The sequence below is a fragment of the Pantoea sp. LS15 genome (assembly GCF_012241585.1).
Lineage (GTDB): Bacteria > Pseudomonadota > Gammaproteobacteria > Enterobacterales > Enterobacteriaceae > Enterobacter.
The window spans coordinates 1-26,533 of sequence record NZ_JAAVXA010000020.1 but is presented as its reverse complement, the minus strand read 5'-3'; the positions used below and the strand labels follow the sequence as shown (position 1 = coordinate 26,533).

Genomic DNA, 26,533 nt, shown 5'->3' with positions numbered 1-26,533 from the left:
GAACGATTCGTTCGATTTATAGAACAAGAGGCCGTTATATGACGCAGCCAATTAGCGTAATCGCCAAAAGTCTGGTGCGAGAACGCCAGCGAACCGGACTTTCACTGGCGGAAATTGCCCGCCGTGCCGGGATCGCTAAATCCACCCTGTCCCAGCTGGAGTCTGGCAATGGCAACCCGAGTCTGGAGACGTTGTGGTCGCTTTGTGTGGCGCTGGATATTCCTTTCGCCCGTTTACTGGAGCCACAACAACCGACCACGCAGGTGATTCGCCGCGGTGAAGGGACCAAAGTGGTCGCCGGGCAGGCTAACTATGAAGCCATTTTACTGGCGGCGTGTCCACCGGGTGCGCGCCGCGATGTTTACCTTCTGATGACTCAACCGGGTGCAGACCGACTCTCTCAGCCGCATCCGCCTGGCTCGGTAGAGCATATTATCGTGACACAGGGGCGGGCACTGGTCGGCCTGATTGACGCGGCGGAAGAGCTGAATGCGGGGGATTACATCTGCTATCCCGCTGATCGTCCGCACATCTTTAAAGCCCTGGAGCCAGACACGTATGCGCTGCTGGTGGCGGAACAGAATTAAATTGCCGAGCAATTCCGTGTTAACCCAATGATAAAAGTAACAATTTCTCCATTACTCAAAAGCAAATAACCTTATAAAAATTACGGCATTGATAATCATTTTCAATATCATTTAATTAACTATAATGAACCAACTGCTTACGCGGCATTAACAGCTGTGCCGCCCGACACTAATGGAGAGGATTATGAGTTATACACTGCCATCCCTGCCGTATGCCTACGACGCACTGGAACCGCATTTCGACAAGCAGACGATGGAAATCCATCACACTAAACACCACCAGACCTATGTGAACAACGCGAATGCGGCGCTGGAAAGCCTGCCAGAGTTCGCTAACCTGTCTGCTGAAGAGCTGATCACCAAACTGGATCAACTGCCAGCGGACAAGAAAACCGTTCTGCGTAACAACGCAGGTGGTCATGCGAACCACAGCCTGTTCTGGAAAGGCCTGAAAACCGGTACTACCCTGCAGGGTGACCTGAAAGCGGCGATCGAGCGTGATTTCGGTTCCGTTGACAACTTCAAAGCGGAATTCGAAAAAGCGGCTGCAACGCGTTTCGGTTCTGGCTGGGCGTGGCTGGTACTGAAAGGTGACAAACTGGCGGTAGTTTCAACGGCCAACCAGGATTCCCCGCTGATGGGTGAAGCCATTTCTGGCGCATCCGGTTTCCCAATCGTGGGCCTGGACGTGTGGGAACACGCTTACTACCTGAAATTCCAGAACCGTCGACCGGACTACATCAAAGCGTTCTGGGACGTTGTTAACTGGGACGAAGCAGCTGCACGTTTTGCTGCTAAAAAATAATCCCTGATATCGGCATTACCCGTTAATTCTTATATGAAGCCTGGTTAATTTCACCAGGCTTTTTTCAAACTTTTTTCCTCGCAACACATCAGATTATTTTTACTTAAATTCTAATTAAGAAAATATCAGCATCTGAGATTTATCTGCATGAATATAATTCGACCTGAAAAATATTCTGGCTGACAGTCGATAACGCTTTAGTTTTCACCTTTTTCAGGTCAATTCTCATGCATGTTAATAAAAAGCTAACAATATGTTTGCAGGTGTTTTTTTATCTGCACTTCACGTTTTGTAATGCCTTCTTGTTTTCGTTTCCTGCACATGCTGAAACAAATCAGAACGTAGAAATCAATACAAAGAGTGGTGAAAATAATATTGCCGGGGTGCTCTCTGGTGCCGGGGCATTATTAAGTCAGGATAATAAAAGTGACGCTATTATAAACTCATTAATTAATAGTGGTTCAGGTAAAGCCACAAATGAAATTCAACAGTGGTTGCAACAATTTGGCACGGCCAGTGTGAATATTGGCCTTGATCAGAACTTCTCGCTGGAGAGTGCGAATCTGGATCTGCTGCTCCCGCTGTATGATGATAAAGGCGGCAATCTATTATTCACACAACTGGGTGGACGACGCGAAGATGACCGTAACCTCTTCAACGTGGGTCTTGGTTATCGTTACTTTGCTGATAGCTGGATGTGGGGGGTTAACGCCTTCTATGACCAGCAAATATCCGGCAATACGCACCAGCGAATGGGTGTCGGCGGCGAACTGGGTTGGGATTTTTTAAAGCTCAGTGCTAACGGTTATAAGCGCCTTTCCGGGTGGAAAACTTCCTCTGAGCATCAGGATTACGAAGAGCGCGTAGCAGACGGTTATGATGTGCGTACAGAGGGGTATTTACCCGTTCATCCTCAGCTTGGTGCAAAACTGGTTTGGGAGCAATATTATGGCGACGATGTTGCATTGTTTGGTGATGACGATGATGACCGCCAAAAAAATCCTTATGCGGTTACTGCTGGAATTAACTATACCCCATTCCCCCTTATTTCATTTGGACTTAACCAAAAAATGGGTAAGGGTGATCAAAATGATACACAAGTTGAACTTAATGTTAACTGGATGCCGGGTGTACCTATTGCAACACAGCTAGACTCCGAAAAAGTTAAAGAGCGTCGTACATTACTCGGCAGTCGAATGGATCTGGTTAATCGTAATAATAATATTGTGCTGGAATACCGAAAGCAGGAGCTTATTTCGCTCTCGCTTCCTGAGCGTATTGAAGGCGTTGAATCAAAAACAGTGCCTGTTACTGTGAGCGTTAAGACGAAATACCCTGTCGATCATATTGTCTGGCAAGACGATAATCTGGTTAGAAATGGCGGGAAAATTAGTGAAAAAAATGGCGCCTGGTTTGTTGTATTACCGCACTATGAACAAAATGGCGCTGAGAAAAATAGGTATGTGGTTTCAGCAACGGCTTATGACAATCGGGGGAATAAATCTGATACCGCGTATATGACCGTGGCAGTGAATGGATTTGATGTCACTCAGGTCACTTCCGATACCACTTCCGAAAATACACATTTGCCAGCCGATGGCGTGAGTACCACGCAAATCATGGTGACGCTCACATCCGGTGGCGGGCAGAAAATTACGGGACTTGCCCGTCATCTGAGCAGCCAGTTACTCCGTGCGTCTGCACGCAAAAAGACCTTCAGTGCAGACCCGGTTAGCGAGAAAATGACAGCGTTCAGGGAACAGTCTGCCGGGGTGTATGTAAGTACGTTCACCAGCGGAAATGTGCCGGGGGATGTGACAATCCAGCCGTTGTACGATACGACGAAGCTGAATAAAACTGTGGTCACTCTTGATGCGATGGACGACTCTCAACATTTTGACCGTCTGGAGGCATCAAAAAACACGGCACTGGCGAACGGTCAGGATGCGATTACGCTGACGGCGCATGTGGTGAATGCGGCGAATGAACCGGTACAAGGTGCGCAGGTTAAATGGCTAGGGGATAACTCGCACGCCGTTTTCTCCGCAGTGCAAAGCCGCAGTGATGCACAAGGTAATGCAACGGTATCGGTCACCAGTCACGATGTCGTTCGCCTGACGGTCAACGCGCAACTGGAAAATGGCCAATCGATGACAGGCTCTGCGCTGCAATTTACCGCGGATGCCGGTTCCGCCGTCGTGACGCATCTTGAAGCGGATAAGACCGTCGCCAAAGCGGATAATCAGGATACGATCACGCTTAACGCGGTGGTGACAGATGCCAACCGGCACCCGCTGGTTAATCAGCCTGTGCAATGGGCGATAAACTCTGCAAATACGTCGGTACATCTCGCGGATAAACAGAGCAACACCAATGAACAAGGGGTTGCGACGATCACCATCGCCTCGGCAAAAGCCGGGCAGGGAGTGGTTTCCGCCACTGCCGGTAATAGCGAGACCGTCACCTCCGACAAACTCACCTTTGTTGCCGATAGCGAAAGCGCGACCCTCGGTGCCCTCACAGCCAGTAAAACCAGCGCGCTGGCGAACGGGCAGGATGCGATCTCCCTTCAAGTCAAAGTGGAAGATGCCAACAAAAACCCAGTGAAGGGTGCGACAGTCGACTGGTCTGCGGGTAGCGCAACCGCCCGCCTTTCCGGGACATCCACTGAAACTAACGCGCTCGGGATAGCGACCATTGAGGTTACTTCAGCAGATATTGAAACGCTTGAAGTGATGGCGACGATGGGCGGACAAACGCAAACCTCTCCTGCACTGAGCTTTATCGTGGATAGCGCAACGGCAGTGGTGAAAACGCTGAATGTCGATAAATCTCAGGCGACAGCCAATAACAACGACCGTATTACGCTAACGGCTGAAGTCGTCGATGCTAACGATCATCCGGTTCCTGCATCAGCGTTGCAGTGGTCCATTGTTCAGGGGCAAGGCACGTTGAGCGCATCGCAGAATGCGACAAATGAATCCGGTATGGGGTCAGTGACACTCACCGCCACGCAGCAAGGAACGGTTGTTGTCTCGGTGAATACTGCGACGGGAACCGCGGTGAATTCGCCTGAGTTGGCTTTTGTTGCTGATACGGCTACTGGCAAGGTTTCGCAGGTGACCACGGATAAAACAACCGCAGTGGCCGATGGTAAAGACAAGGTGACGTATACCGCAACCGTAACGGATGCGAATGGCAATCCGCTTCAGGGAATGGATGTAAACTGGAACGTCACACCTTCTTTCGCGAAACCTTCTTCAACAACGTCCCGGACAGGCGCAGACGGCACCGCATCAGTCACTGTAACAACGCTAAAAGCCGCAGATGTCAGCCTAACCGCGCAGGCTGGAACAGGATCCGCCTGGAATGCGCCAGTGGTGACATTCACTGCCGATAGCACGACAGCACAGATTGGAGACCTTTCTGTAAGCAAAGCGACCGCACTGGCGAACGGCATGGACAGCATTACGTTTACTGGCGCGGTAACGGATACAAACGGTAATCCAGTGAGCGGTGAGACGGCGGTCTGGTCTATGGTGCCAGCGACAGGTGTACTTTCCTCGACAACGAGTGAATCTGATGCCCGGGGAAATGTGTCGGTTACCCTGAAATCAGACCTGGTCGCGGATTATCGTGTGAAAGCGACTGTTAATGGGCATGAAGAAACTTCTGACAGCGTGTCGTTTACCGCTGATACCACAACTGCCGCGATTCGTACTCTGGTTGCGGATAAAACCAGCGATATAGCTGCGGGCAATGACACCGTGACCTTAACGGCAACTGTACTGGACAACAGCAATCATCCGGTACCTGGGGCGACAGTTTTGTGGTCAGGCGATAACCCGAATGGCGTATTCAGTCAAAGCAGCAGTACAACAGACAGCGACGGTAAATCTTCAGTGACCTGGAGCAGCACACTGGCAAAAGAGACACTGATTACGGCAAAGAGCAGTAATAACAGTGAGAAGGCCCTACAGCTTAACGTTGTGCCCGATCTCCAGAGCGCGATTCCGGTTACTGTGGTCGCGGATAAATCCAGCGCTGCGGCTAACAGCACGGATCAAATTACCTTAACCGCAACGGTTAAGGATCGGTATGGCAATGCTGTTCACCAGGCAAATGTGGGCTGGCAGGTGACGCCGGCGGGTGATTATCAATTATCAGCAACGGAGCAGACAGCTGATGACGCAGGTCAGTCAGTTGTCACGTTGTCGAGTGCTGATGTCGTTGCCTGCAGAGCGGTTGCCACGTTCAATGGCGTCAATAAACCTTCAGCGACGTTACGCTATGTGGCTGATGTCGCAACAGAGCACGTGTCACAGATAGTCGCCAGCAAGACGGCGGACATTGTTGCCGGTAAAGATGTCATTACGCTTCAGGCTACCGTGGTGGATGACGATGATCATCCGGTTAGCGATGCCGTTGCGCATTGGGGGACGGATAACGAAAGCGGCCAATTCCAGCCCGCTGATAGCAGTACGACGAATAGCGAAGGTATCGCCGAAATTACATTCACCGCCAGTACAGCGTTGCCGACGAGGATTGGTGCAGGGATTAACCATACGCAAGAGACACTGACGGTAAACTACATCGGTAACACAGAGACCGCGATGTTATCCACTATCAAAGCGGATAAATCGAAAGCGGTAGCGGACAACACTGAGCGTGTTACCTGGTCGACAACGGTCAAAGATGCCAATGGTAATGTCCTGCCGGGGGTAACGGTGAACTGGCGCAGCGATTCTGCCGCCATGACGTTATCAGGCAACAGTAGTGTGACGGATGCGAACGGTATTGCGACGGTAAGTGGCACAACAACAAAAGCGGGTGATGTTGTGATGACGGCGACACTGCTGACGAGGGGGCTGTCGCTTTCCGCGGGTAAAGTGAGTTTCGTTGGTGATGTTAAAACCGCTGGGCTGGTGTCACTGAGCGCAGATAAATCGGTTGCCCTGAGCAACGGCATGGATTCAGCTAAATACACCGTTGTGGTAAAAGACGTTAACCAGAACCTTGTTCCGGATGCGTCGATAAGCTGGCAGACCACGATGAACAATCTATCGGCTGCCAGTACCAAAACTAATGCCTCTGGTATCGCGACCGTTAAGCTCTCGGGTCATGGGGTGGGGATGGCTACTGTTAGCGCCTTGGTTAACAGTTCAACATTGTCTGACAGCAGTGTGAAATTTATCAACATCATAGAAGATACATGGGTGATTAATAGCAACAGTTCGAGCTATTCATCAGCCTCGATTGGTGGCTATCCGTCTCTGGGCTTTGTTACCGTTGCGCCGACCAATGGCCCGACATCCCTGGCGTGGGCACCGAGCGGGTATGCGGCTGTGTCAACGCCGGTGATCCTGACGAATGGTAGCGGCAAGCAGTATTCCGTTAATCTGAAAGGATACCGACAGTCTGACTGCTCTCAGAGGCCATTGAACGCCGCTGTTGGGTGCAATGGTGGTAGCGGTATGCGCGCTAAATTCACTTATGCTCGCACAGATAATCCGGATTTACCTGCCGGACATTACACCGGGTTGGTCCACTTCCTGGGTAAAGACTGGCATACCAGCTATGCCTTTGAATACAGGTTAACGATGGATCTGACAGTGTACTAACGCTAAAAAACTTGCGTAAATACCAGGGAAAAGCGAGTCTGATGGCTCGCTTTTTTGTCTCTGCAGAAAGGAGCAGCAATGCATTACCCGGTGAATGTATTTACAGGCAAGGTAAGGGAATACGACGGTAGCCGCCCGAGCGCCATCGCCAAAGTGCAGGTCGACGGTGAGCTGACGTTAACCGAGCTTGGGCTTGCGGGCGACGAGCAGGCCGAGAAGAAAATCCATGGCGGGCCCGAGCGCGCGCTGTGCCACTATCCGCGCGAGCACTATCAATACTGGATAACCGAATTCCCCGAGCAGGCAGACCTCTTTGTCGCACCAGCCTTTGGCGAGAACCTCTCCACCGAAGGGCTGACGGAGAGAAATGTTTTTATCGGTGATATCTACCGCTGGGGCGATGCCCTGATTCAGGTGACGCAACCGCGCTCACCGTGCTTCAAACTTAACTACCATTTTGGCATCAGCGATATGTCTGCCCAACTGCAAACGGCAGGCAAAACCGGCTGGCTGTATCGCGTGGTGCTGGCAGGGCAGGTCTCTGCGGACGCGTCGCTGGAACTGGCATCACGCCTGAGTGATGTCTCGGTGTACGACGCCTGCGCAATAGCCTGGCATATGCCGTTTGATGACGACCAGTATCATCGCCTTCTGTCGGCGGCGGGGTTATCAACGAGCTGGACAAGAACGATGCAGAAGCGGCGTATAAGTGGGAAGATCGAGGACAATTCGCGGCGATTGTGGGGGAAATAGCGGTTTCCGCAAAAACGAGAGTGCCCGCCTGAATCAAGAGGACACCGCCTTTATGGCGCTGTCCTCGCTAATCATGAACTTGATACCTGGCCCACAAAAATAACGTCAGCCTGCCGAAAAAACTTGAGAATTTTCTCCGCTCAAATATTGTGTCTTCAAATTGGTTTAAACCAGATTGCGAGACATGAAAGAAAAAAACTATGTTGATCTCCTGAGGGACCGCTTCGAAAGTTGGCTAGCGGCTAATGATTTTCCGCCGGGCTCCAGACTTCCCTCCGAGCGCGAATTGTGCGAATTGCTTGATGCGAAACGCATGACCTTAAGGCAGGTTTTAATTGAGCTTGAGGTCGCGGCGCGCATTTTCCGCAAGAACCGCAGCGGGTGGTTCATCTCTCCCCGTCGATTCATCTACAACCCAAAATCGCTCTCCAGTTTTAATGCGGAGGCGCGTGCACAGGGACGAAAACCTTCCTGGGGTTATTTGACCAAAGACGTTGTCGATACTGTACCTCGTCATATTGAGAAAGCTTTTTCTTCTTCCGGGGCTCCCTGCCTGATTACCGGCTGGTGCGGACTGGATGATCATAAAGTTTTTTACCATGAGTCCTGGATTGATACCGAAATCGCCCCGGGCTTTATGGCAAAGCTGGAAAATCACGCTTTTTCTAAAGTCTGGGAAGAACATTTTGGGCTTGCCTTAACCATCAAAGAGATGATTTTCAAACCCGTCAATATGCCTGAGCTTGCCTGCAAAGAGTTGGGCGTAGCACCCAATACGTACGGTATTTTGGTAGAGAAGCATCGTGCCACCTCTGAAAAAAAAGTGGTTCAGGTGGATCTGGAGTACTGGAGACTTGAATCCGTCGAACTGGTTATTCGTGATGAGTGAGAAAAATTATGGAAAACGTTATCAGAGAAAAACTCGCTGAGCGTGCAAAAAACATCCGTCTTTATTTGCATGCCTATGCCTTTCATTTAAATATGCGTTACGAGAGAATTCTTCCTGAAGATTTACTGGATATTGCACATCAGAATCATTTATCGGGTGTGAAAGTGCATGTTGAAGACGGTGAATCCTTTTCACTGAGAAATATGCGGCCAGAGCAGCTGCTCTCTTTTAAAAAGAAAGCCGAACAATACGGGCTGGATATTCATATTGAGACCAGCGCGTCAGATAAAAAGACACTGGATGAGGCTATTGCTATTGCGCAGGCCACAGGTGCTACCTCTGTCAGATTTTATCCACGTTATGAAGGGCATTTAAATTCAGTACTGGAAAAAATCGCGCAGGATATCGCTTATCTGGCGCAGTTTGATAATAGCGGTATCCAGTTTACGATTGAACAGCATGAAGATCTCAAAGGACATGAACTGGTTACGCTGGTAAAAAACAGTGGTATGAAGAACCTCTCAATACTCTTTGACTTTGGCAATATGATTAATGCGAACGAAGAGCCAATGGCTGCGTTACGGACTATGTCGCCTTACATCACTCAGGTTCATATCAAGGATGCCAGAGTGATAAAAGAGGGTAAAGGATGGGCGCATGAAGCCTGCCGTACAGGGCTCGGTGATCTCCCTGTAGAGAAGATGTTGCGAGAACTTTTATTGTTGGGTGACGACCAGGCCCAGGTCACTTCTTTTGGTCTTGAAGAAGAGGTTGATTATTACGCGCCAGCATTTCGTTTTGATGATGAAGGAGATAACCCGTGGATACCGTGGCGTGACGCAAGTTTTACACCACTTCCTGATAATGAACTGGTTGATGCTCGTCTGGCACAGGAAAAAGAGTATGCTATTTCTCAAATTGAATTAATTCGTAATTTGTGCGCTAAGTTTATAAATATAAAACAACCTGCTTAATTAATTTAACAGTGTCTTATGGCTTCCTTTTTCAGGGATGGCCTGGATTCTTATATATTACAGAACGGTTTTCTCTCAAAATTGTAGTGAGGGTGTCGAATATGTTCATGAATAAATGGGCTCGTCTGTGCTTTTTGGTATTAGGTGGTGGGACGATATTTAAGCTTTCCAGCATGAAGGATGTTTTTTATGTACCAATGCAAAGTGACTGGGGGCTGACAAACACACAAATAGGGCTCAGTTTTACGGTATATACGATTGTACAAACCACGGGGCTTTTTCTCTCTCTATATATTGCCGACCGCTATTCTAAGAAGATCCTTCTGCCCTTCGGGTTAATTGGTGTCGGGCTGTGTGGTCTCTATTTATCCACGCTACCGTCTTTCACTGGCTATCTCATTTGCTTTGCGGCGATGGCCTTCTTTGCTGATGTCGTTTACTGGCCAGTATTATTAAAAGCCGTTCGCCTGTTAGGAACAAAAGAAGAACAGGGGCGGTTGTTCGGGCTTCTGGAAGCAGGACGTGGTGTGGTGGACGTTATTGTGGCTTCTGGCGCGCTGTTTGTCTTTGTTCACTTTGGTGAAGGGAAAGCGGGGATGCAGGCTGGTTTGCTCTACTACACGATTATCACCCTGATGGCCGGCGTTATCACCTACTTCATCGTTGATGATGATCATGTCAAAAATGCGGAAGGAAGCAGCGCAAACATTGAAACCCTGAAAGGGATTAAGCATGTACTGACCTGCCCGAACGTCTGGTTAGCGTCATTTGGTATCTTCTTTGTGTATGCAGCTTACTGTGGTTTGACCTATTTCATCCCGTTCCTGAAAGACATCTACATGCTCCCGGTTGCGCTGGTAGGGGCGTACGGGATCATTAATCAGTATGCCCTCAAAATGGTGGGTGGGCCGGTGGGCGGTTTCCTGGCAGATAAAGTGGCTAAGTCTCCCACGGTCTACCTGAAATGGACGTTCTTGATTTCTGCCGTTGCGATGATGTTGTTTATGCAACTCCCTCATCAGTCGATGAACGTTTACATCGGGATGGTTGCAACATTAGGGTTTGGTGCCATCATCTTCTCGCAGCGCGCCATCTTCTTTGCCCCGATGGATGAAATTGGAACCCCACGGCAGTATGCCGGTTCGGCAATGGCATTTGGTTGTATTATCGGCTATATGCCCGCGATGTTTGCGTACACACTCTATGGCTGGATTCTGGATAACTTTAAAGGGATCACCGGATACAACTATGTCTTCAGCGTGATGATTGCTTTCAGTCTTTCAGGATTTGTTTGCTCGACATTACTGGTGAAACGCATCAAAAAACAGAAAGTTATGTCAGTCAGTGAGGCGGCATAAGATCATGAACAGCGTCCCCCGATGCAACATCGGGGGACGTGGGGTCAGGAACGTTTATACAGTGGCAGCCACAGGGTTAACCGCAATCCGCCCAGTGGGCTGTCGTCGGCTTTCACCCAACCGCGGTGCTGCTGCATAGCGGTTTCAACAATCGCCAGACCTAGCCCCGTGCCGCCAGATTCGCGGTCACGCGCCTCGTCGGTACGGTAGAACGGTCGGAAAATCTGCTCGCGGTCTTCCGGACTCACACCAGGGCCATCGTCATCCACGATGACGGTGATCCCGTCTTTATCCACCGAGAAGGCGACCTCAATTTTCGTATGCGAGTAGCGCAGGGCGTTACGTACGATGTTCTCCAGCGCGCTTTCCAGCGTGTTGGGGTTACCATACAGCGGCCATGGCCCCGGCGGGAAGTTGACGGTGAACGATTTGCCCATCTGTTCTGCTTCAAAGGCCGCGTTGTCTAACACTTCATGCCACAGATGATTGGCTTTCACCGTCTCGCTGACCAGCGCGTTTTTCTGCTGATTGCGCGACATCACCAGCAGATCGTTGATCATGCTGTCCAGACGATGCGCTTCCGTTTCAATACGTTCCAGCTCTTTGCTCTCACCACTGCGACGACGGAGCAGGGCGGTGCCAAGCTGTAGCCGTGTTAGCGGGGTACGCAGTTCGTGCGAGATATCCGAAAGCAGCCGTTGCTGCGCCGTCATCATACGCTCCAGCGCGCTCACCATCTGGTTGAAACTGGCGCCTGCGGCAAGGAACTCTTGTGGTCCGGATTCCAGCTCAGGATGCTGTCTCAGGTTGCCCTGCGCCACTTCATCGGCGGCATTTTTCAACTTACGCGCCGGTTTTGCCAGACTCCACGCCAGCCATAACAGCAGCGGCGAGCTGACCAGCATTGTGACAATCAGCAACAGGAGAGGACGGTCAAACAGCAGGTTGATAAAATCAGACTGGGAATTACTCGCCGGACGGATCAAGTAGAGCTGATAATTATCCTCCCCGTCCCTGACAGAGAAAGGCCCCACCATCTCAACGCGGCCATATTTCTTCTTCTGGGGGTGATCGGCGTTATCAGCCTGACCGATAAAGTTACGGATAATCTGCATTTCATTGCGATCGGCACCAATCACTCGGCCTTCACTGGTGACCAGCAGCAGGCGCTGCCCGGGTGGTGCCCACTTGTCGATAGCGCGAAACAGCCTGCGCCACCACATCAAATCGTTTGGCGGGTCATTTGCCAGCTCGGCTTCGACGTGCTGCTCGATCATCACGCCCTGACGTTGCTCGCTGTCGAGAAGCTCCGTCATCTGGCGTGAGTCGAGTTTTGGCAACATCAGTACGAGCATTAAAACCAGTGCCAGCGTCAGCCAGAAGATGGCGAAGATGCGGGCGGTTAAGCTTCCTATCATGAAGCGGAGACCATCAGATAACCGCGACCACGCAGGGTTTTAAACCATGGATGACCGTCTTTACGCTCCGGCAGCTTACGGCGCAGGTTAGAGATGTGCATGTCGATGGCGCGGTCAAACGGAGTGAGACGTTTGCCCAGCACTTCCTGGCTCAGATGTTCACGCGATACCACCTGGCCGAGATGTTGCGCCAGCAGATAAAGCAGGGTGAACTCCGTGCCAGTCAATTCCAGCGCCTGGCCGTCGAAGCTGGCTTCCTGGCGGCCCGGGTTCAGGCTCAGGGAGTCCACTTCCAGCGTCGGCGAGCTGTTATCGGTATTCTGCTGCTGCTCGCTCCAGTGGGAACGACGCAGAATAGCGCGAATACGGGCAACCAGTTCACGGTCGTTGAACGGTTTCGGTAAATAGTCATCCGCACCCAGCTCAAGGCCGAGTACACGGTCAAGTTCACTGCCGCGTGCGGTCAGCATAATGACGGGTGTCTGGTGTGTCTGGCGAAGCTCTTTCAGCGTATCAATGCCGTTTTTCTTCGGCATCATGACGTCGAGCAAAAGTAAATCGATGCTGTCGTCAAGGAGACTCAGCGCCTGCTCGCCATCATGGGCAACCAGAACGTTGAAACCTTCCATGTCGAGCAACTCCTTTAAAAGGGATGTGAGCTCTCGGTCATCATCAACTAACAGGATTTTATTCATTGTTTAAATACCTCCGAGGCAGAAATTACGACATCAAGGCTGTCTAATCCATGACTTTACGTTGTTTTACACCCCCTGACGCATGTTTGCAGCCTGAATCGTAGACTGTCTCTCGTTGAATCGCGACACGAAAGATTTTGGGAGCAAGTGATGCGCAAAGTTACCGCTGCCGTCATGGCCTCAACGCTGGCGTTCAGTGCGTTTAGCCAGGCTGCTGTAGCTATCATCAGCGATAACGGTTCCTCACAAGAGGACACAACGCAGCACAGTAGCCAAAGCCATATGTTTGACGGCATAAGTTTAACCGAACATCAGCGTCAACAGATGCGAGATCTGATGCAGAGGGCAAGGCATGACCAGCCCCCTGTTAATGTTAGCGAAATGGAGACAATGCATCGCCTTGTCACCGCAGAAAATTTTGACGAAAGCGCTGTACGCGCTCAGGCCGAGAAAATGGCACAGGAACAGGTTGCCCGCCAGGTAGAGATGGCGAAGGTCCGCAACCAAATGTTCCACCTGCTAACGCCCGAGCAGCAAGCGGTTTTGAACACCAAACATCAGCAGCGTATGGACCAGTTGCGTGAGGTTGCACGGATGCAGCGAAACTCGGAAACGACGTTTTTCAGTAGCAATAGCAGTACCCGTAGTAACCAGTAAACCCTGTTTTCCTTGCCATAGACACCATCCCTGTCTTCCCCCACATGATGTGGGGGTTTTTTTTGCCTTCATTCTAATTTGTTAACCGTTTATTCATCCTTTGACTCCTCACGCTTCCGTTATACTAGCGGCATGACATGACAGGAGTGTTTATGAATCAATCCTATGGAAGGCTGGTAAGCCGGGCCGCCATTGCGGCAACCGTCATGGCGTCTAGCCTGCTACTGATCAAAATCTTTGCCTGGTGGTATACCGGTTCGGTCAGTATTCTGGCGGCGCTGGTAGACTCATTGATGGATATTGCAGCCTCACTGACCAACCTGCTGGTGGTGCGTTACTCACTGCAACCGGCGGATGAAGAGCACACATTTGGGCACGGCAAAGCGGAGTCGCTGGCCGCGCTGGCGCAAAGTATGTTCATTTCCGGGTCTGCACTGTTCCTGTTTTTAACCGGCATTCAGCATCTTGTCTCACCGTCACCGATGAACGATCCCGGTGTGGGCGTGATTGTGACGATCGTTGCACTTATAAGCACACTTGTTCTGGTAACGTTCCAGCGCTGGGTCGTACGCAAAACGCAAAGTCAGGCGGTACGGGCGGATATGCTTCATTATCAATCTGATGTTATGATGAATGGGGCTATTCTTATTGCACTCGGCCTGGCCTGGTATGGCTGGCATCGGGCCGATGCGTTGTTCGCGTTAGGGATTGGTATCTATATTTTATATAGTGCCTTACGGATGGGGTATGAAGCGGTGCAATCGCTGCTTGATCGCGCCCTCCCTGACTCAGAACGTAATGAAATTTTTACTATTGTGACCTCCTGGCCTGGTGTCAGTGGTGCGCACGATCTTCGAACGCGGCAGTCAGGGCCGACCCGCTTTATTCAGATTCACATTGAAATGGAAGACAACCTGCCACTGGTTCAGGCTCACGTTATTGCTGAGCAGGTCGAGCAGGCGATTTTGCAGCGTTTTCCTGGTTCAGACGTCATTATTCACCAGGATCCCTGCTCGGTTGTACCTGGACATGTTGGGTTTTCGTAATTCGTTGTAAAAAAGTGAGCCAGGCCAGCATTTTGTGTATAAATTACCGCCATTTGGTCTGACCTGAATCAATTCAGCTGGAAGTGATTGATATACTATTTGCAGTATTCGTTGGTCGATAAGTTTCTTCCGGCAACAGATTTCAATTTTGCATTCCTAAGTTCAGAGGTAGTCATGATTAAGAAAATCGGTGTGTTGACAAGCGGCGGTGATGCGCCGGGCATGAACGCGGCAATTCGTGGGGTTGTCCGTGCAGCGCTGACGGAAGGTCTGGAAGTTTTTGGTATCTATGATGGTTACCTGGGTCTGTACGAAGACCGTATGGTTCAGCTCGACCGTTACAGCGTGTCTGACATGATCAACCGTGGCGGTACCTTCCTTGGGTCTGCACGCTTCCCGGAATTCCGTGATGAACACGTCCGTGAAGTGGCTATCGAGAACATGAAAAAACGTGGCCTGGATGCCCTGGTGGTTATCGGTGGTGACGGCTCTTATATGGGTGCAAAACGTCTGACTGAAATGGGCTTCCCGTGCATCGGTCTGCCAGGCACTATCGACAACGACATCAAAGGCACTGACTACACCATCGGTTACTTCACCGCGCTGGGTACCGTTGTGGAAGCGATTGACCGTCTGCGTGACACCTCTTCTTCTCACCAGCGTATCTCCATCGTTGAAGTGATGGGTCGTTACTGTGGTGACCTGACCCTGGCTGCCGCGATTGCGGGTGGTTGTGAGTTCGTGGTTGTGCCGGAAGTGGAATTCAGCCGTGAAGATCTGGTGGCTGAAATCAAAGCAGGTATCGCGAAAGGTAAAAAACACGCGATTGTTGCCATCACCGAGCACATCTGTGATGTTGACGAGCTGGCGAAGTACATCGAAACCGAAACCAAACGTGAAACCCGTGCAACCGTACTGGGACACATCCAGCGTGGCGGTTCCCCTGGACCGTACGACCGTATTCTGGCGTCCCGTATGGGGGCATACGCTATTGAACTGCTGCTGCAGGGTCACGGCGGCCGCTGCGTCGGTATTCAGAACGAGCAGCTGGTGCACCATGACATCATTGACGCCATTGAAAACATGAAACGTCCATTCAAAGGTGACTGGCTGGACTGCGCGAAAAAACTGTACTGATCCCTCAAGCCCTCTCCGTTGCGGAGAGGGCTTTTATTCCTCTACGTTATAGCCAATCTTTTTTTATTCTTTAATCATCGCATCTCTTTCTGGCACGCTGCATTCATCAAAACACTACACACGAGAGCTGGGCGATGAATAAATGGGGCGTGGGTTTAACATTATTGCTGGCATCGACCAGCGTTCTGGCTAAGGACATCCAGTTACTGAACGTGTCATACGACCCGACGCGTGAACTTTACGAGCAGTACAACAAAGCGTTTGCTGCACACTGGAAGCAGCAAACCGGTGACAACGTTGTGGTTCGTCAGTCTCACGGTGGTTCCGGCAAGCAGGCGACGTCTGTGATCAACGGTATTGAAGCCGATGTGGTCACTCTGGCACTGGCCTACGATGTCGACGCCATCGCCGAACGTGGTCGTATAGATAAAAACTGGATCAAACGCCTGCCGGATAACTCCGCGCCTTACACCTCGACCATTGTTTTCCTGGTGCGTAAAGGCAACCCAAAACAAATCCATGACTGGAATGATCTGATTAAACCCGGTGTGTCAGTCATCACACCTAACCCAAAAAGCTCTGGCGGCGCTCGCTGGAACTACCTGGGGGCGTGGGGTTACGCGCTGCACCACAACAACGGTGACCAGGCCAAAGCTCAGGAATTCGTGAAAGCGCTGTATAAAAACGTTGAGGTGCTGGACTCCGGCGCGCGTGGCGCAACCAACACTTTCGTCGAGCGTGGTATTGGTGATGTGCTGATCGCATGGGAAAACGAAGCCCTGCTGGCCACCAACGAACTGGGTAAAGACAAATTCGAGATTGTGACCCCTAGCGAATCTATCCTCGCGGAACCAACTGTTTCTGTGGTCGACAAAGTGGTAGAGAAGAAAGAGACCAAAGCAGTGGCGGAAGCCTACCTGAAGTATCTCTACTCGCCAGAAGGCCAGGAAATTGCGGCGAAAAACTTCTATCGTCCTCGTGACCCGGCGGTTGCGAAGAAATACGAGAATGTATTCCCGAAACTGAAGCTCTTCACCATTGATGACGAGTTTGGTGGCTGGACCAAAGCCCAGAAAGATCACTTCTCTAACGGCGGTACCTTCGACCAGATCAGCAAACGCTAAGTATTTCGCAAAGAACGACACGGTGACCCGGTGTGAGAAATCCACCGGGTTTTTTATTTGGTCATCATTTTGCGTTACTCTTTCACTTCAAATGGATACGGGGAACGCGCTGTGAAAAAAATTATCTTATTGATCCTGATTGTCATCGCCCTTGCCGCTGGCGGCTGGTACTGGATGAAAGCGGGTAATCCGGATGCGCTGCGACATATCGTTCTCGACCAGTGTGTGCCGAATCAGATCCAGAACCGTAACCCGGCGCCGTGTGCGCAGGTGAAAACAGATGCAGGTTATGTGGTGTTTAAAGACCGCAATGGACCGCTGCAGTATCTGCTGATGCCAACCTACCGTATCAACGGCACAGAAAGTCCGCTTTTGACCGAGCCTCACACGCCGAACTTTTTCTGGCTGGCGTGGCAGTCACGCAGTTTTATGACGCTAAAGCGTGGAACCGAGGTGCCTGACAGCGCCATTTCACTGACGATTAACTCCCCGACAGGCCGTACGCAGAACCATTTTCATATTCATATCTCCTGCCTGCGCCCGGACGTGCGTGAGAAGCTAAACGCGGCTCAGGGAGAAATTAGCACCCAGTGGCTGCCTCTGCCGGGTGGGCTGGAAGGGCATGAGTATCTTGCCCGTCGGGTAACGGAGAATGAGCTGGTGCAGCGCAGTCCGTTTATGATGTTGGCTGAAGAGCTGCCGGAAGCACGCGACCATATGGGACGCTTTGCGCTGGCGATGGCGCAGCAGTCAGATGGCTCTTTTGTTTTACTGGCAACGGAACGTAACCTTCTGACCCTTAATCGCGCGTCGGCTGAGGAATTGCAGGATCATCAATGCACTATCCTGAAGTGACCCCACCATAAATCGCGTTTACTCCGGCTGCCTGTCACCGTAGACTTGCTGAAAAAATCTACAGGAGACAGGTATGTCGCTCTGGTTAGCTCATCCTCTACTGCTGCCCTCACTGATTGTTGGCGTCACTATCGTGCTGTGGGCGACGTCGCTATTACCGGAATTTATCACCGCACTGTTGTTCTTCACGGCGGCAATGACCGCCAGAATCGCCCCGCCGGAGGTGATCTTCGGCGGTTTTGCCTCGTCGGCGTTCTGGCTGGTGTTTAGCGGTTTTGTGCTCGGCGTGGCGATCCGAAAAACCGGTCTGGCGGACAGGGCCGCGCGGGCGCTCTCGGCAAAGCTCACCGATTCCTGGGTGTTGATGGTGGCGAGCGTGGTACTGCTGAGCTATGCGCTGGCGTTTGTGATGCCGTCGAATATGGGGCGTATTGCGCTCCTGATGCCTATCGTTGCTGCGATGGCGAAAAGGGCGAGTATCGCAGACGGTTCGCGGGCGTGGTTTGGCCTGGCGCTGGCTGTGGGGTTCGGTACTTTCCAGCTCTCGGCAACTATTTTGCCTGCAAACGTCCCTAACCTGGTGATGAGCGGTGCGGCGGAAGGTTCGTACGGCATCCACCTGAGTTACGTCCCGTATCTGCTGCTGCACACCCCCGTACTGGGCATTCTCAAAGGTCTGATTCTGATTGGCCTGATCTGCTGGCTCTTTCCCGGTAATCCAAAACCACCGAAGGATCAGGCACCGTCTGAACCGATGGGGCGGGATGAAAAGCGTCTCGCCTGGCTGCTGGCGGTGGTGCTGGGAATGTGGGTGACAGAGAGCTGGCATGGTGTGGGGCCCGCGTGGACGGGGCTGGCGGCCTCGGTCATCGTCATTCTACCGCGCATTGGTTTTATCACCGGAGAAGAGTTTTCTGCCGGGGTGAATATGCGTACCTGTATTTATGTCGCGGGTATACTTGGTCTGGCGATTGTGGTGACGCAGACCGGGATTGGCGCAGCCGTGGGTGAAGCTTTGCTACGGATAATGCCGCTGGACGCTGATAACCCCTTCACCAGTTTCCTGGCGCTGACGGGGATCACCACGGCGCTCAACTTCATTATGACTGCCAACGGTGTTCCTGCGCTGTATACCACGCTGGCACAGAGTTTTTCCGACGCGACGGGTTTCCCGCTGCTGTCGGTGATCATGATCCAGGTGCTGGGTTATTCCACACCGCTGCTGCCGTATCAAGCGTCGCCAATTGTGGTCGCAATGGGGCTCGGGAAGGTGCCTGCAAAGGCGGGGATGGTACTCTGTCTGGCGCTGGCGATAGCGACCTATCTGGTGCTGTTGCCGCTGGATTACTTGTGGTTTAGCGTATTGGGTCGTTTGTAGCGGAGTAGGGCGGGTAAGCGCAAGCGCCACCCGCCACAACAGCATTATGCCTGTTTAGCCGCTTCTGCTGCTTTAACGATCACCGCGAAAGCGTCAGCTTTCAGGGATGCACCGCCAACCAGTGCGCCATCGATGTCTGGCTGGGTGAACAGCTCAGCAGCGTTGGAGGCGTTTACGGAACCGCCGTACTGGATAATCACTTGCTCAGCCACTTTCGCATCAGCTTTAGCAATGTGATCACGGATGAACTTGTGAACTGCCTGAGCCTGCGCAGGGGTTGCTGATTTGCCGGTACCGATCGCCCAGACTGGCTCGTAAGCAATGACCGCGCCTTCGAATGCTGCCGCACCCTGAGTTTTCAGAACTGCGTCGATCTGGCGAGCACACACTTCTTCCGTTTTGCCAGCTTCGTTTTCAGCTTCGGTTTCACCGATGCACAGAACTGGGATCAGACCCTGCTCTTTCAGCACAGCGAATTTCTTCGCGATGAACTCGTCGGATTCTTTGTGATAGGTACGACGCTCAGAGTGGCCGATGATGATGTATTTCGCGCCGATATCTTTCAGCATTTCAGCGGAGGTTTCACCGGTGAACGCGCCAGACAGGTTAACGTCAACGTTCTGTGCACCCAGAATGATGTGGCTGCCGTCAGCGGCGTGTTTAGCCAGATCCAGGTACATATCCGGCGGAGCGATAGCAACCGCACAGCCCGTCACGCCAGCCAGCTCTTTACGCAGGTTCGCAACCAGTTCGTTTACCATGTGGCGGCTGCCGTTCAGTTTCCAGTTACCCATCACTAAAGGATGTCGCATTTCAATTCTCCACGCTAAATAAGCGAATTAAGGAATATGGCCACCCTGTCGGGCAGCATGGTCTGTGAATCAGTATAGAGATTTTCCCTCGAAAGGCTTTGCTTTTTGTCATTAATTCGCCCCGCCGAGAGTGTCAGATAGTGCCAGCTTAATCGGTTCAACTGCGAAGGTCAGTCCTTTTTCGCCGTTGTCTGCGACAACATAGCGAATCGCACCTTCGGTATCGGCGTAGTAACGCTTGTTTTTACCGGCGGTGAGGAGTTTTTGTAGCTTTTGCTGGCTTTGCTTTTTCGTCAGTGCCGGGGTAAAGGCCTGCAACACCGCACTCATATACTCAAGCGCCTTCGCCTTCGCGGCTTTCTGCTCTGGCCCCTGAATCGGCAGCCAGGTGATTTGCATACTTTTGATTTTTAGCGTGCCGCGTTCCAGCGCCGTTGAAGCATACAAGTTTTCGTTAATCTTGCTTGCCGCACGGGTCAGTGTAGGCGTATCACGAGAGCTATCAATGGCACGAAATTCATCCAGCGGCAGCGTTGGGTTGGTCTGGTTGAAGGTTTCACGAAACTGGCTGATGGACTGATCAAAAGACGGTGCACCGGCCAGAAGATATGGTGCCGTTGTCGGGGCGGTGGTTTCGGCAGCGTGCAGGGGAAAGCCCGCGCTGAGCAGCGCTAAACACAGGAAAAGAGAACGTGCCGAACTTTTCATCAACATTGCCCCTGGCCGTAAGTGCTCATGATTAAAACGATATCTGGTCGGCTTGTCAAAAGGTCACAACTCCAGGGTAAAATGCGCGCTATACGATAATAAGGAACCTTACATGACCATACAGCAGTGGTTGTTTTCATTCAAAGGGCGTATTGGACGCCGTGATTTCTGGATCTGGATGGTGACATGGGTCGTCGCCATGCTGGTTCTGTTTTTTGTTGCTTACAACGCATGGCTGAGTACGCAAACGGCGGCATTTGCGCTGGTCTGTCTGCTATGGCCAACAGCGGCCGTGGTGGTAAAACGTCTGCACGATCGCGGGCGTTCCGGTGCGTGGGCATTTCTGATTATTCTGGCGTGGATGCTGGTGGCAGGGAACTGGGCGATGCTTCCGTCCATTCTTCCCTGGGTCGTCGGCAGGCTACTGCCGTCAGTCATCTTCGTGATGATGATTGTCGATCTGGGTGCGTTTATTGGCACCCAGAGCGAAAACAAATACGGTAAAGACACCCTTGAGGTGAAATTCCGCTGATCACCAGTAGTGTTCAGCGGTCATATGGCCCGGTCGGCGGCGAAGATGTTTCGTCATCTGCCGGGTATCTTTCAGAAGTTGTTGCGTGTCACGAACCATCTGCGGGTTTCCACACAGCATGACGTGGCTGGTTTCCGCCGTCATCGGCAAACCCACTGCTTTTTCCAGGACTCCACTCTCAATTAATGCCGGCACACGACCCGTCAGCGCACCTTCTGCCGTTTCACGACTGACCACCGTTTGAATTTTGAGCTTACCGCCATACTTCTGTTCCAGCTCGCGCATTTGCGGCAAATAGCTTAAGTCTGCAGCGTAGCGTACGGCATGAACCAACACGATGTTTTTAAAGCGTTCAAGGTCTTTGCCATATTGCAAAATGGAGAGATAAGGGCCGATGGCCGTGCCGGTTGCCAGCATCCATAGCGTGTCACAGTCAGGAATTTCGTCGAGCACAAAGAAGCCGGCAGCGTCACTCACAATTTGCACATCATCACCGGGCTTTAGAGCGGCGAGGCGCGGGCTGAGTTTGCCGTCCGGAACGGTAACCAGATAGAACTCGAGATCCGGGTTATCTGGCGCGTTAACGTAAGAGTAGGCGCGCTGTACGCGTTCACCGTCGACATCCAGCCCCAGCTTCGCAAATTGCCCGGCCGTAAACGGGTGAACGGGAGCATGCAGGGTGAGACTAAATAGCGTATCGGTCCAGAACTGTATCTTTGTGACTTTACCTGTTACCCAGTCCGCCATGATCTTCTCCTGTGCTGTTTCTCTGTTCTATCTTCCTGTCTTGTCGTGAAGATTTCCAGCCCATTTGGGCCGGAAAGCTCTATCGATCAAACGGTTTTACAGAATGTGCGTCTGTACATCCGGGTCTTTACGGTCGAGATAGTGGATAGACTGAATGCGACGAATGGTGCGTGATTTACCGCGGATCAGCAGCGTTTCAGTGGTTGCCATGTTGCCCTTGCGGGTAATGCCGTCCAGCAGATCACCTTTCGTGATGCCGGTTGCCGAGAAGATAACATTATCGCTGCGGGCCATTTCGTCCAGAGTGAGAACTTTATGGGCTTCGATGCCCATCGCTTCGCAGCGTGCCAGCTCCTCTTCGCCAATCCGACGGTTCTCTTCGCTATCGCCTTTGACATCATGACGTGGCAGCAGGCGTGCCTGCATGTCGCCGTCCAGGGCGCGGATCACAGCTGCGGATACGACTCCTTCTGGCGCGCCACCAATGCCATAAAGCACATCGACTTCGCTATCCGGCATGCAGGTCAGAATCGAGGCGGCAACGTCGCCATCCGGAATGGCAAACACGCGCACACCGAGTTTTTGCATCTGCACAATCGTGGCATCGTGGCGCGGTTTCGCCAGAATGGTGACGGTCAGCTCGCTGAGCGGTTTACCCAATGCTTTGGCGATATTATGCAGGTTCTCTTCCAGCGGCAGGCTGAGGTCGATAGCGCCTTTGGCACCCGGGCCGACAATCAGTTTTTCCATGTACATATCTGGCGCGTTGAGGAAGCAGCCTTTGTCGCCCACTGCCAGCACCGCCAGGGCGTTGGCCTGACCCATCGCCGTCATGCGTGTGCCTTCGATCGGGTCGACGGCGATATCCACCGCATCGCCTTTTCCGGTGCCGACTTTCTCACCAATATAGAGCATTGGCGCTTCGTCGATCTCGCCTTCGCCGATCACGATGGTGCCGTCGATGTTGACCTGATTAAGGACGATGCGCATGGCATGGACAGCCGCACCGTCTGCGGTATTTTTGTCGCCACGACCCAGCCATTTATAGCCTGCGAGGGCGGCCGCTTCGGTGACGCGGGAAAACTCGATAGCAAGTTCACGTTTCATGAGGTACTCGTGCAATCAAAAGGAATTGCACGAAGTTTATCACAGAGTGGGGAGACGAGTTCCCTCTCCCCTTTGGGGAGAGGGTTAGGGTGAGGGGAATTACTCTTCGTGATCTTCCCACGCCAGGGCGCGTTTCACCGCTTTTTTCCAGCCGCTGTAGCGGAAGTTACGTTCGGTGGTTTCAATACCTGGGCGGAATTCGCGTTCGATCACCGCTTTCTCCTGCAGTTCGTCCAGGTTCTGCCAGAAACCTACTGCCAGACCGGCGAGGTATGCGGCACCCAGCGCTGTGACTTCACGCACTTCAGGACGCTCAACGCGAGTACCCAGAATGTCCGACTGGAACTGCATCAGGAAGTTGTTCGCGACCGCACCACCGTCCACGCGCAGAGCGTGCAGACGAATGCCGGAGTCAGCTTGCATCGCTTCCAGCACGTCGCGCGTCTGGTAGGCGATGGATTCCAGCGTGGCGCGGATAATGTGGTTTGAGTTCACACCACGCGTCAGGCCGAAAATCGCGCCGCGTGCATACGGGTCCCAGTACGGTGCGCCAAGACCGGTGAATGCAGGCACCACGTACACGCCGTTGGTGTCTTTCACTTTGGTCGCGAAGTACTCGGAGTCGAACGCATCGCTGATCAGTTTCATCTCATCACGCAGCCACTGAATAGACGCACCCGCCATGAACACTGCACCTTCCAGCGCGTAGTTCACTTCGCCGCGTGGGCCGCAGGCAATGGTGGTCAGCAAGCCGTTTTCTGATTTCACCGCTTTCTCGCCGGTGTTCATCAGCATAAAGCAGCCAGTGCCATAGGTGTTCTTCGCCATCCCTTCCTTGACACACAGCTGGCCGAACAGCGCCGCCTGCTGGTCACCTGCGATACCGGCGATAGGAATACGTGTGCCGCCTTTACCACCGATGTTGGTCTGGCCGTATACCTCAGAAGACTTGCGTACTTCAGGCAGCATCGCGCGTGGGATATCCAACGCGTCCAGCATCTTGTCATCCCACTCTAGGGTGTTGATGTTGAACAGCATGGTACGTGAGGCGTTGGTATAGTCGGTGACGTGGACGCGTCCCTGGGTCATCTTCCAGATAAGCCAGGTATCAACCGTACCGAACAGCAGCTCACCACGTTTTGCACGCTCACGTGAACCTTCCACGTGGTCGAGGATCCACTTCACCTTGGTACCGGAGAAATACGGGTCAACAACCAGACCGGTGGCGCTGCGCACATACTCTTCCATGCCATCGCGCTTCAGCTGTTCACAGATTTCTGATGTGCGGCGGCACTGCCAGACAATGGCGTTGTAAATAGGCTTACCGGTTTCACGTTCCCAGACAATCGTCGTTTCACGCTGGTTGGTAATACCAATCGCGGCAATCTCGTCGGAACTGATATCGGCTTTCGCCAGCACTTCGACCAGCGTGGAGCTTTGCGATGCCCAGATCTCCATCGGGTCGTGTTCTACCCAGCCTGGACGAGGATAAATTTGCTCAAATTCGCGCTGTGACACGCTGACGATGTTCGCGTCATGATCCATTACGACAGCGCGGGAGCTGGTAGTGCCCTGGTCGAGCGCAACGATATATTTTTTTTCGGTCATGGTATGTGTCCCGTAGTCAGATTACAGCGAAGCTTTATGTTGTGCGGCAGAAGTCGTTTCCTTCTCCTCTTCCACACAGGTGTCGCACGGTAAGTGGCGACCAATTAATTTGCGGTAGCTAAATGCACCCAGCGCAGCCCCGACAACCGGCGCAAATAACGGAACCAGGAAGTAAGGAATGTCTTTACCGCCAGTGAAGGCCACGTCACCCCAACCCGCAATAAAGGCGAAGGCTTTTGGTCCGATATCACGTGCCGGGTTCATCGCAAACCCAGTCAGTGGGCCCATTGATGCGCCAATCACCGCAATCAGCAGGCCAATCAGCAGGGGGGCCAGCGGACCGCGCGGAATGCCGTTTCCGTCGTCGGTCAGCGCCAGGATAACGCCCATCAGGATAGCGGTAATCACCATTTCAACTGCGAACGCCTGCACAAAATTGATATGCGGGTTTGGATAGGTTGAGAAGATACCTGCCAGGTCCAGACTTTCGACACTGCCGCGCACCATATGATGCGTCTGTTCGAAGTCGATGAAAAGATTGTAATAAAGCCCATAAACTAACGCCGCTGCGCAAAACGCGCCGGCAAACTGAGAAAGAATGAAAGGAACAACTTTGCGTCCGTCGAAGCACGCGAACAGCCACAGTGCGATAGTCACCGCCGGGTTAAGATGTGCACCAGAAACACCTGCAGTCAGGTAGATGGCCATCGCCACGCCCAGACCCCAGATAATACTGATTTCCCACTGACCAAAACTGGCACCCGCCACTTTCAGTGCAGCGACACAGCCCACTCCGAAGAATATCAACAACCCGGTACCAAGGAACTCGGCAATGCACTGGCCTTTTAAGGTTGATGTCTGACTCATAATCGGAATCCTGAAGAAATTGATGTTTATTGTTAGCATGGCCGCCCGTGACAGCCACGATGCCCTGTAGACATAGTGTTAATTTATCGTTAACGAGCAAAAACGAGAAATATCGAAATCAAAATGTGTGGTCTTCGTCATAAAATGAGCGTTTTCGCGCCATAAAGCACATTTTTGCATCAGTGGCGGAATGTGAGCTGAATCATTTCATTAACGAATGAGTTAACAATTTAGGGTGATATGACGCGAACGCACCAGGACCAGACCTAAAAGTGTTGCAAACCGCGATCTGCGCGGTGTGTCGCTGGACACAGAGCGCCGTGCTCCATACAATCGACGGTATATGTCGTGCGCGTTTACGTTAAAGCGTCGCCTTGCAATTCAGGAGAGGTAGCATCATGTCTTTAGAAGTGTTTGAGAAACTGGAATCGAAAGTACAGCAGGCGATTGACACCATCACCCTGCTGCAGATGGAAATTGAAGAGCTGAAAGAGAAGAACAACAGCCTGGCGCAGGAAGTTCAGAACGCTCAGCACGGCCGCGAAGAACTGGAGCGCGAAAACAACCAGCTGCGCGAACAGCAGAACGGCTGGCAGGATCGCCTGCAGGCGCTGCTGGGACGTATGGAAGAAGTCTAATTTCTTACGGGAACTGCAGATTCGAACAAGCCGGGTATGGCGTCGCCGCCTCCCGGTTTTTTTATGCCAGTTATAAAAAAGGCCGCCAGATGAAGTGAACCCCGAAAGTTGGACATCCAATGATTAGGGGTTTTGCGTTTCAATGGGCAGAAAAAAATATTCATCTGAATTCAAGCAGAAAGTTGTTCTCCACTATCTGAACAGTGGTGACGGTGCA

The 26,533-nt window shown here is 52.1% G+C and carries 23 protein-coding genes; 15 read left to right on the top strand and 8 right to left on the bottom strand.

Annotated features, from left to right (window positions below; all coding sequences use genetic code 11):
• Nucleotides 1-38: 38 nt before the first annotated feature.
• The 7 genes from HED65_RS21025 to HED65_RS20995 all read left to right on the top strand — a co-directional run bounded on the left by HED65_RS21025 (nt 39) and on the right by HED65_RS20995 (nt 10,987).
• On the top strand, nt 39-587 hold the full coding sequence (locus tag HED65_RS21025) for a helix-turn-helix domain-containing protein (RefSeq protein ID WP_049004916.1): 549 nt from the start codon (nt 39-41) through the stop codon (nt 585-587).
• A gap of 184 nt (nt 588-771) precedes the next feature.
• A complete protein-coding gene (gene sodA, locus HED65_RS21020; RefSeq protein WP_010436906.1) occupies nt 772-1,392 on the top strand; it encodes a superoxide dismutase [Mn] in 621 nt (206 codons plus the stop codon).
• Between the two features lie 227 nt (nt 1,393-1,619).
• The gene (locus HED65_RS21015; protein ID WP_114980030.1) at nt 1,620-7,013 is read left to right on the top strand and encodes an Ig-like domain-containing protein; all 5,394 of its coding nucleotides are present in this window, start codon (nt 1,620-1,622) and stop codon (nt 7,011-7,013) included.
• A 78-nt stretch (nt 7,014-7,091) separates the two neighbouring features.
• Nucleotides 7,092-7,766, top strand: coding sequence for a 6-hydroxyaminopurine reductase (yiiM, locus tag HED65_RS21010; RefSeq protein ID WP_114980029.1), 675 nt, complete (start codon nt 7,092-7,094; stop codon nt 7,764-7,766).
• A gap of 184 nt (nt 7,767-7,950) precedes the next feature.
• Complete coding sequence (locus HED65_RS21005) at nt 7,951-8,655, top strand: UTRA domain-containing protein (protein ID WP_114980028.1); 705 nt, start codon at nt 7,951-7,953, stop codon at nt 8,653-8,655.
• An 8-nt stretch (nt 8,656-8,663) separates the two neighbouring features.
• The gene (locus HED65_RS21000; RefSeq protein WP_114980027.1) at nt 8,664-9,629 is read left to right on the top strand and encodes a sugar phosphate isomerase/epimerase family protein; all 966 of its coding nucleotides are present in this window, start codon (nt 8,664-8,666) and stop codon (nt 9,627-9,629) included.
• A gap of 107 nt (nt 9,630-9,736) precedes the next feature.
• On the top strand, nt 9,737-10,987 hold the full coding sequence (locus HED65_RS20995) for an MFS transporter (protein WP_114980053.1): 1,251 nt from the start codon (nt 9,737-9,739) through the stop codon (nt 10,985-10,987).
• A gap of 44 nt (nt 10,988-11,031) precedes the next feature.
• Here the strand turns inward: HED65_RS20995 and cpxA are convergent, their stop codons facing one another.
• Nucleotides 11,032-12,405 carry an envelope stress sensor histidine kinase CpxA gene (gene cpxA / locus HED65_RS20990; RefSeq protein WP_014072363.1) on the bottom strand — a complete coding sequence of 458 codons (1,374 nt, stop codon included), beginning with the start codon at nt 12,403-12,405 and terminating at the stop codon, nt 11,032-11,034.
• The gene (cpxR, locus tag HED65_RS20985) at nt 12,402-13,100 is read right to left on the bottom strand and encodes an envelope stress response regulator transcription factor CpxR (RefSeq protein ID WP_028018126.1); all 699 of its coding nucleotides are present in this window, start codon (nt 13,098-13,100) and stop codon (nt 12,402-12,404) included. The genes cpxA and cpxR overlap by 4 nt, the downstream gene beginning before the upstream one ends.
• A 150-nt stretch (nt 13,101-13,250) precedes the next feature.
• Between cpxR and cpxP the strand changes: the two genes are divergently transcribed.
• The 6 genes from cpxP (at nt 13,251) to HED65_RS20955 (ending at nt 19,297) form a co-directional block, all read left to right on the top strand.
• On the top strand, nt 13,251-13,757 hold the full coding sequence (gene cpxP, locus HED65_RS20980) for a cell-envelope stress modulator CpxP (protein ID WP_114980026.1): 507 nt from the start codon (nt 13,251-13,253) through the stop codon (nt 13,755-13,757).
• Between the two features lie 152 nt (nt 13,758-13,909).
• Nucleotides 13,910-14,803 carry a CDF family cation-efflux transporter FieF gene (gene fieF / locus HED65_RS20975; protein WP_114980025.1) on the top strand — a complete coding sequence of 298 codons (894 nt, stop codon included), beginning with the start codon at nt 13,910-13,912 and terminating at the stop codon, nt 14,801-14,803.
• A 174-nt stretch (nt 14,804-14,977) separates the two neighbouring features.
• Nucleotides 14,978-15,940 (top strand): 6-phosphofructokinase, encoded by a 963-nt coding sequence (pfkA, locus tag HED65_RS20970; protein ID WP_028018123.1) that lies wholly within the window; start codon nt 14,978-14,980, stop codon nt 15,938-15,940.
• Nucleotides 15,941-16,074: 134 nt separating this feature from the next.
• On the top strand, nt 16,075-17,064 hold the full coding sequence (locus HED65_RS20965; protein ID WP_114980024.1) for a sulfate ABC transporter substrate-binding protein: 990 nt from the start codon (nt 16,075-16,077) through the stop codon (nt 17,062-17,064).
• 111 nt (nt 17,065-17,175) lie between these two features.
• Entirely contained in the window at nt 17,176-17,919 is a 744-nt protein-coding gene (locus HED65_RS20960; protein WP_114980023.1) for a CDP-diacylglycerol diphosphatase, read from the top strand.
• A gap of 73 nt (nt 17,920-17,992) precedes the next feature.
• A complete protein-coding gene (locus HED65_RS20955; RefSeq protein ID WP_114980022.1) occupies nt 17,993-19,297 on the top strand; it encodes an SLC13 family permease in 1,305 nt (434 codons plus the stop codon).
• A gap of 44 nt (nt 19,298-19,341) precedes the next feature.
• Here HED65_RS20955 and tpiA read toward each other — a convergent pair whose 3' ends face one another.
• Nucleotides 19,342-20,109 (bottom strand): triose-phosphate isomerase, encoded by a 768-nt coding sequence (gene tpiA / locus HED65_RS20950; protein ID WP_014172206.1) that lies wholly within the window; start codon nt 20,107-20,109, stop codon nt 19,342-19,344.
• Between the two features lie 111 nt (nt 20,110-20,220).
• Nucleotides 20,221-20,817 carry a DUF1454 family protein gene (locus HED65_RS20945; protein ID WP_114980021.1) on the bottom strand — a complete coding sequence of 199 codons (597 nt, stop codon included), beginning with the start codon at nt 20,815-20,817 and terminating at the stop codon, nt 20,221-20,223.
• Between the two features lie 112 nt (nt 20,818-20,929).
• Between HED65_RS20945 and HED65_RS20940 the strand changes: the two genes are divergently transcribed.
• Nucleotides 20,930-21,349, top strand: a complete 420-nt coding sequence (locus HED65_RS20940; RefSeq protein WP_114980020.1) for a DUF805 domain-containing protein — start codon at nt 20,930-20,932, stop codon at nt 21,347-21,349.
• Here HED65_RS20940 and fpr read toward each other — a convergent pair whose 3' ends face one another.
• The 4 genes from fpr to HED65_RS20920 all read right to left on the bottom strand — a co-directional run bounded on the left by fpr (nt 21,350) and on the right by HED65_RS20920 (nt 25,678).
• Nucleotides 21,350-22,096 (bottom strand): ferredoxin--NADP(+) reductase, encoded by a 747-nt coding sequence (gene fpr / locus HED65_RS20935; protein ID WP_114980019.1) that lies wholly within the window; start codon nt 22,094-22,096, stop codon nt 21,350-21,352.
• A gap of 96 nt (nt 22,097-22,192) precedes the next feature.
• Complete coding sequence (glpX, locus tag HED65_RS20930; RefSeq protein WP_114980018.1) at nt 22,193-23,203, bottom strand: class II fructose-bisphosphatase; 1,011 nt, start codon at nt 23,201-23,203, stop codon at nt 22,193-22,195.
• Between the two features lie 99 nt (nt 23,204-23,302).
• Nucleotides 23,303-24,811 (bottom strand): glycerol kinase GlpK, encoded by a 1,509-nt coding sequence (gene glpK / locus HED65_RS20925; protein WP_028018115.1) that lies wholly within the window; start codon nt 24,809-24,811, stop codon nt 23,303-23,305.
• A gap of 21 nt (nt 24,812-24,832) precedes the next feature.
• Nucleotides 24,833-25,678: an MIP/aquaporin family protein gene (locus HED65_RS20920; RefSeq protein WP_114980017.1), complete on the bottom strand. Its 846-nt coding sequence runs from the start codon at nt 25,676-25,678 to the stop codon at nt 24,833-24,835.
• Between the two features lie 398 nt (nt 25,679-26,076).
• On the opposite strand from HED65_RS20920, the gene zapB reads away from it, so the two are divergent.
• Nucleotides 26,077-26,316 (top strand): septal ring assembly protein ZapB, encoded by a 240-nt coding sequence (gene zapB / locus HED65_RS20915; protein WP_010436935.1) that lies wholly within the window; start codon nt 26,077-26,079, stop codon nt 26,314-26,316.
• Nucleotides 26,317-26,533: the final 217 nt, after the last annotated feature.

Excerpts from the sequence above, each read along its gene's own strand:
- HED65_RS21025 (WP_049004916.1), top strand. The coding sequence starts at position 39 with ATGACGCAGCCAATTAGCGTAATCGCCAAAAGTCTGGTGCGAGAACGC.
- sodA (WP_010436906.1), top strand. The coding sequence starts at position 772 with ATGAGTTATACACTGCCATCCCTGCCGTATGCCTACGACGCACTGGAA.
- HED65_RS21015 (WP_114980030.1), top strand. The coding sequence starts at position 1,620 with ATGCATGTTAATAAAAAGCTAACAATATGTTTGCAGGTGTTTTTTTAT.
- yiiM (WP_114980029.1), top strand. The coding sequence starts at position 7,092 with ATGCATTACCCGGTGAATGTATTTACAGGCAAGGTAAGGGAATACGAC.
- HED65_RS21005 (WP_114980028.1), top strand. The coding sequence starts at position 7,951 with ATGAAAGAAAAAAACTATGTTGATCTCCTGAGGGACCGCTTCGAAAGT.
- HED65_RS21000 (WP_114980027.1), top strand. The coding sequence starts at position 8,664 with ATGGAAAACGTTATCAGAGAAAAACTCGCTGAGCGTGCAAAAAACATC.
- HED65_RS20995 (WP_114980053.1), top strand. The coding sequence starts at position 9,737 with ATGAATAAATGGGCTCGTCTGTGCTTTTTGGTATTAGGTGGTGGGACG.
- cpxA (WP_014072363.1), bottom strand. The coding sequence starts at position 12,405 with ATGATAGGAAGCTTAACCGCCCGCATCTTCGCCATCTTCTGGCTGACG.
- cpxR (WP_028018126.1), bottom strand. The coding sequence starts at position 13,100 with ATGAATAAAATCCTGTTAGTTGATGATGACCGAGAGCTCACATCCCTT.
- cpxP (WP_114980026.1), top strand. The coding sequence starts at position 13,251 with ATGCGCAAAGTTACCGCTGCCGTCATGGCCTCAACGCTGGCGTTCAGT.
- fieF (WP_114980025.1), top strand. The coding sequence starts at position 13,910 with ATGAATCAATCCTATGGAAGGCTGGTAAGCCGGGCCGCCATTGCGGCA.
- pfkA (WP_028018123.1), top strand. The coding sequence starts at position 14,978 with ATGATTAAGAAAATCGGTGTGTTGACAAGCGGCGGTGATGCGCCGGGC.
- HED65_RS20965 (WP_114980024.1), top strand. The coding sequence starts at position 16,075 with ATGAATAAATGGGGCGTGGGTTTAACATTATTGCTGGCATCGACCAGC.
- HED65_RS20955 (WP_114980022.1), top strand. The coding sequence starts at position 17,993 with ATGTCGCTCTGGTTAGCTCATCCTCTACTGCTGCCCTCACTGATTGTT.
- tpiA (WP_014172206.1), bottom strand. The coding sequence starts at position 20,109 with ATGCGACATCCTTTAGTGATGGGTAACTGGAAACTGAACGGCAGCCGC.
- HED65_RS20945 (WP_114980021.1), bottom strand. The coding sequence starts at position 20,817 with ATGAAAAGTTCGGCACGTTCTCTTTTCCTGTGTTTAGCGCTGCTCAGC.
- HED65_RS20940 (WP_114980020.1), top strand. The coding sequence starts at position 20,930 with ATGACCATACAGCAGTGGTTGTTTTCATTCAAAGGGCGTATTGGACGC.
- fpr (WP_114980019.1), bottom strand. The coding sequence starts at position 22,096 with ATGGCGGACTGGGTAACAGGTAAAGTCACAAAGATACAGTTCTGGACC.
- glpX (WP_114980018.1), bottom strand. The coding sequence starts at position 23,203 with ATGAAACGTGAACTTGCTATCGAGTTTTCCCGCGTCACCGAAGCGGCC.
- glpK (WP_028018115.1), bottom strand. The coding sequence starts at position 24,811 with ATGACCGAAAAAAAATATATCGTTGCGCTCGACCAGGGCACTACCAGC.
- HED65_RS20920 (WP_114980017.1), bottom strand. The coding sequence starts at position 25,678 with ATGAGTCAGACATCAACCTTAAAAGGCCAGTGCATTGCCGAGTTCCTT.
- zapB (WP_010436935.1), top strand. The coding sequence starts at position 26,077 with ATGTCTTTAGAAGTGTTTGAGAAACTGGAATCGAAAGTACAGCAGGCG.